Source organism: Mesorhizobium sp. M1E.F.Ca.ET.041.01.1.1, assembly GCF_003997355.1.
GTDB lineage: Bacteria > Pseudomonadota > Alphaproteobacteria > Rhizobiales > Rhizobiaceae > Mesorhizobium.
On sequence record NZ_RZSL01000559.1, the window covers coordinates 1 to 3877 of the forward strand.

Sequence of the window (3877 nt, forward strand, 5' to 3'; positions counted from 1 at the left end):
TTTCGTGCCGATCTGCCAGTAGCGCTACGGCATGAACCAGACATACCGCTCAGCAAGCGTCTCCGGAACGCGGTCGATGCCATGCGTTCCGACCGGCCCGCAGCGCGAGACCCGGAACAGCGCCATCCAGCCGCCGGCCCACAAGCCGTGGCGCGCGATCGCCTCATGCGCGTATTCGGAACAGGTCGGCAGATGCCGGCAGTTGTTGCCGACAAAGCCGGAGAGCGTCAGTTGGTAGAGGCGCACGAGCGACGTGCCGAGGACGCGGCCCGGCGTCTTGCGCCAGGGTCCCGGCCAGTTGCGCCCGCGCTGGGTAGGCCGGGCGCTGTGCATATGCCCATGGTGGTCAGCCAACCACTAGCTCCGCAGCGCGTTTCGCTGCGCGATAGATGTGGGCTTCAGACCCGGAACGCAATGCCCTTTTGCTCTCATGGCCTGGATCGGCGGATGGGATGCCTGTCAGTCCACGGTGCGTGGTGCAAGGAAGCCTCTGGATGGTCACGGCAACAGCGGCTGCGCGCGGCTTCGCCATGCCACTGAAAGGTGGCGATCCGTATGACGTCGCTCAAAATGGCCAGCAACTGGTTCATGGCAGGTCTCCTTCGAGCACCGATTAGACTGCCGCTGGCCTTCGCCTTCAAACGAGTATAGTTTCCGCTTCGGATAACTTGAGGTTATGCAAAATGAAGCGGGGCCGGTTGCCGCTGACGGCGCTGAGGAGTTTCGAAATGGCCGGCCGGCACTTGAGCTTCAGCCGCGCGGCGGAGGAACTTTACGTTTCGCAGGCCGCAATCAGCCGGCAGATCCGCGAGCTCGAGACCTTCCTGCGCCAGCCCCTATTTCTCCGCCTCCATCGCCGCGTCAAGCTGACGGATGCTGGTCGCCGGCTCCTCGACCAGTTGGTCAGGAGCTTCGATGACATCGACCGCGTGCTTTCGGATCTGGCAACCTCGCCGCCGCAGTCGGTGGTGCGCGTCAGCGTCGAACCCTCGCTTGCAGCGGTATGGCTGGTGCCGCGGCTCAACGGCTTTCGCCAGTTGCGGCCCGATATCGACGTTTACCTGGAGGTCGATCCGAGGTTGATCGAGTTCCGCAGCGATCAGCCCGAGCTTGCCTTGCGCTTCAGCCAGCGCGCGACCTCATGGCCGCGCAGCGATGCCGAGCGTCTGGCTTCGACCGTCGATTCACCGGTCCTGTCGCCGGCGCTGCTGGCGTCCGGCCCTCCCCTGGAGAGGCCGATCGACCTTCGTCATTACACGCTGCTGCACGAGGAAAACCGCCAGAGCTGGGCGCGCTGGTTCGAGGCGGCCGGCGTGCCGGCCGATGCCGTGCCCGCGCGCGGCCCGATGCTCGCCGACGCTTCGCTTTCGAAGCAGGCGGCATTGCTCGGCCACGGCGTGGCACTGGGCGATCTCTTGCAGATCGGCGACGAGCTTGCCTCCGGCGCGCTGGTCAAGCCCTTTGACATCGACGTCGCGTCCGGTGCCTACTGGCTGGTGGCGAGAAATTTGCGGGATCTTTCCGAGCCGGCCAGGGCTTTCGCCGACTGGATACGAAGCGAATTCGCCGTGACAAGGCGAGCGGCCTAGCACCCTGTCCTCAAGCCGCCTGTCCGGCGCGCTTCTTCTCAATCTGGCCGATCGCGTCGACCACGGCGTCGAAGGTCAGCATGGTCGAGGCGTGGCGCGCCTTGTAGTCGCGCACCGGCTCCAGATATTTCAAGTCGGCAAAGCGGCCCTCCGGCGGGGCGCCGTTCTCCTTCAGCATCTTCAGCATGGTCTCGCGCACCGCGCGCAGCTCATCCGCGTTGGCGCCGATCACATTCCGGGCCATGATCGAGGAGGAAGCCTGGCCGAGCGCGCAGGCCTTCACGTCATGGGCGAAATCGGTCACCACATCGCCATCCATTTTCAAGTCGACGGTGACGGTCGAGCCGCACAATTTGGAATGCGCCCTGGCGGTCGCATCGGGGTGATCGAGACGGCCGATCCGGGCGATGTTTCCAGCGAAGCCCAGAATTTTCGCATTGTAGACGTCGTCGATCATATTTTTCCAATCCGTCGCCGCCGAGCGAACAGCGTTTGCCGCTGTTGTGTCTTCCTTTCGCTCAGCACGACCATATATAATGGTCGCAGCCGGGCATCGACAAGGCAACCTCAAGCTATTGTCATTGCTCATCTGTTCACGCCGCTTGCGGGCTGGAAACCGGGCGAGTTTCACCCGAAGGTCGTGGTCCGTTCAACTCGTCCCACCTTTGAGTGGGACTACGGGAGACGCCTTTATGGATGCCGTCATCAAGAAACTCATGCCCCCTTCCTCCTACATGGAAAAGCCGGTTACCGACCGGCCGAGCGAGGCCGAGGTCGAGGCCGCCGTGCGCACGCTTTTGCGCTGGACCGGCGACAACCCCGATCGCGAGGGCTTGGTCGACACGCCGAAGCGTGTCACCAAGGCTTTCCGCGAAATGTTCAACGGCTACGACATGTGCCCGGCCGAGGAGCTTGGCCGCACTTTCGAGGAAGTGGCCGGCTATGACGATCTCGTCATCGTCAGGGACATCAAGTTCCACTCCCATTGCGAGCACCATATGGTGCCGATCATCGGCAAGGCGCATGTCGGTTACCTGCCGGACGGCAAGGTCGTCGGCCTGTCCAAGATCGCGCGCGTCGTCGACATCTTCGCCCATCGCCTGCAGACGCAGGAAGCGATGACCGCGCAGATAGCGGGCGTCATCCAGGACGTGCTCAACCCGCGCGGCGTCGCCGTGATGATCGAGGCCGAGCATATGTGCATGGCCATGCGCGGCATCCGCAAGCAGGATTCGACCACGCTCACCTCGACCTTCACCGGCGTCTTCAAGGACACGCCCGAGGAACAGGTGCGCTTCGTCACCATGGTGCGTGGCTGATCGCCGGCTTTCAGACCATGGTCCCGAAAAGTGGGACCCGGTTTTCGGATAAGATCATGGTCAAGCAAAAAGACGAACCGGCAATGTCGTCACTGCAATTTCCCGAAGCTCCAGCAGACAAGAAGGCGCTGGAGGAAGGCGCCGTCCTTTCTCCGCGCTTCGATGCCGCCGGCCTCGTGACCGTTGTCGTCACCGACGCCGGCGACGGCATGCTTTTGATGGTCGCGCACATGAATGCGGAGGCGCTGGCGCTGACGCTGGAAACCGGCATCGCGCACTACTGGTCGCGTTCGCGCAACGCGCTATGGAAGAAGGGCGAGACCTCGGGCAATTTCCAGCGCGTCGTCGAGATGCGCACGGATTGTGACCAGGACGCGATATGGTTGAGCGTCAAAGTATTGGGCCACGACGCAACTTGTCATACCGGCAGACGTTCCTGCTTTTATCGGACGGTGGGGCTCAGCGACGGCAAGGCGACGCTTGCCGACGATGGCAGCAAGCCGCTGTTCGATGCGCAAGAGACGTATCGGAAGCCGGTGTGAACCATTCAATATTCACAAATCCCTTATATTCACTATTCTCAAACATCCTTGTGGTAGAAGGGATACGGGACAAGGGGAGATCATGATGCTCGAATGGGCGTCATTGCGCAGCAGACCTGACGTTCAGGAGGCCAACGGCCCTGCATCGTCCGGCGGCGTGCCCGAACCGAAGTCGGCGAAGAAGATGGGCATCTCGCTGGCGCTCGGCGGCGGCTGCGCCCGTGGCTGGGCCCACATCGGCGTGCTGCGCGCGCTGGACGAAGCCGGCATCGAAGTGTCGATGATCGCAGGCACCTCGATCGGCGCGCTCGTTGGCGGCTGCTATCTTGCCGGCAAATTGGACGAGCTGGAGGAATTCGCCAGGAGCCTGACCAAGCGGCGCATCTTCGGGCTTCTCGATCTCAATTTCCGCGGCAGCGGCCTGTTC

General features: G+C 62.9%; 6 protein-coding genes. 4 read left to right on the top strand and 2 right to left on the bottom strand.

The window, feature by feature from the left end; translation table 11 throughout:
- Positions 1–24: 24 nt before the first annotated feature.
- Positions 25–354 carry a membrane protein insertion efficiency factor YidD gene (gene yidD, locus EOA38_RS30105; protein ID WP_189435009.1) on the bottom strand — a complete coding sequence of 110 codons (330 nt, stop codon included), beginning with the start codon at positions 352–354 and terminating at the stop codon, positions 25–27.
- 329 nt (positions 355–683) lie between these two features.
- On the opposite strand from yidD, the gene EOA38_RS30110 reads away from it, so the two are divergent.
- Positions 684–1589, top strand: coding sequence for a LysR substrate-binding domain-containing protein (locus EOA38_RS30110; RefSeq protein WP_126093447.1), 906 nt, complete (start codon positions 684–686; stop codon positions 1587–1589).
- 10 nt (positions 1590–1599) lie between these two features.
- On the opposite strand, the gene EOA38_RS30115 is transcribed toward EOA38_RS30110, so the two are convergent.
- Positions 1600–2046, bottom strand: a complete 447-nt coding sequence (locus tag EOA38_RS30115) for an iron-sulfur cluster assembly scaffold protein (protein WP_126093446.1) — start codon at positions 2044–2046, stop codon at positions 1600–1602.
- A 235-nt stretch (positions 2047–2281) separates the two neighbouring features.
- On the opposite strand from EOA38_RS30115, the gene folE reads away from it, so the two are divergent.
- The 3 genes from folE to EOA38_RS30130 form a co-directional block, all read left to right on the top strand.
- Positions 2282–2908, top strand: coding sequence for a GTP cyclohydrolase I FolE (folE, locus tag EOA38_RS30120; RefSeq protein ID WP_126093445.1), 627 nt, complete (start codon positions 2282–2284; stop codon positions 2906–2908).
- Positions 2909–2991: 83 nt separating this feature from the next.
- Positions 2992–3450, top strand: a complete 459-nt coding sequence (gene hisI, locus EOA38_RS30125; RefSeq protein WP_126095880.1) for a phosphoribosyl-AMP cyclohydrolase — start codon at positions 2992–2994, stop codon at positions 3448–3450.
- Between the two features lie 184 nt (positions 3451–3634).
- The coding region (locus tag EOA38_RS30130; protein ID WP_245480952.1) for a patatin-like phospholipase family protein at positions 3635–3877 on the top strand (243 nt) is incomplete at its 3' end.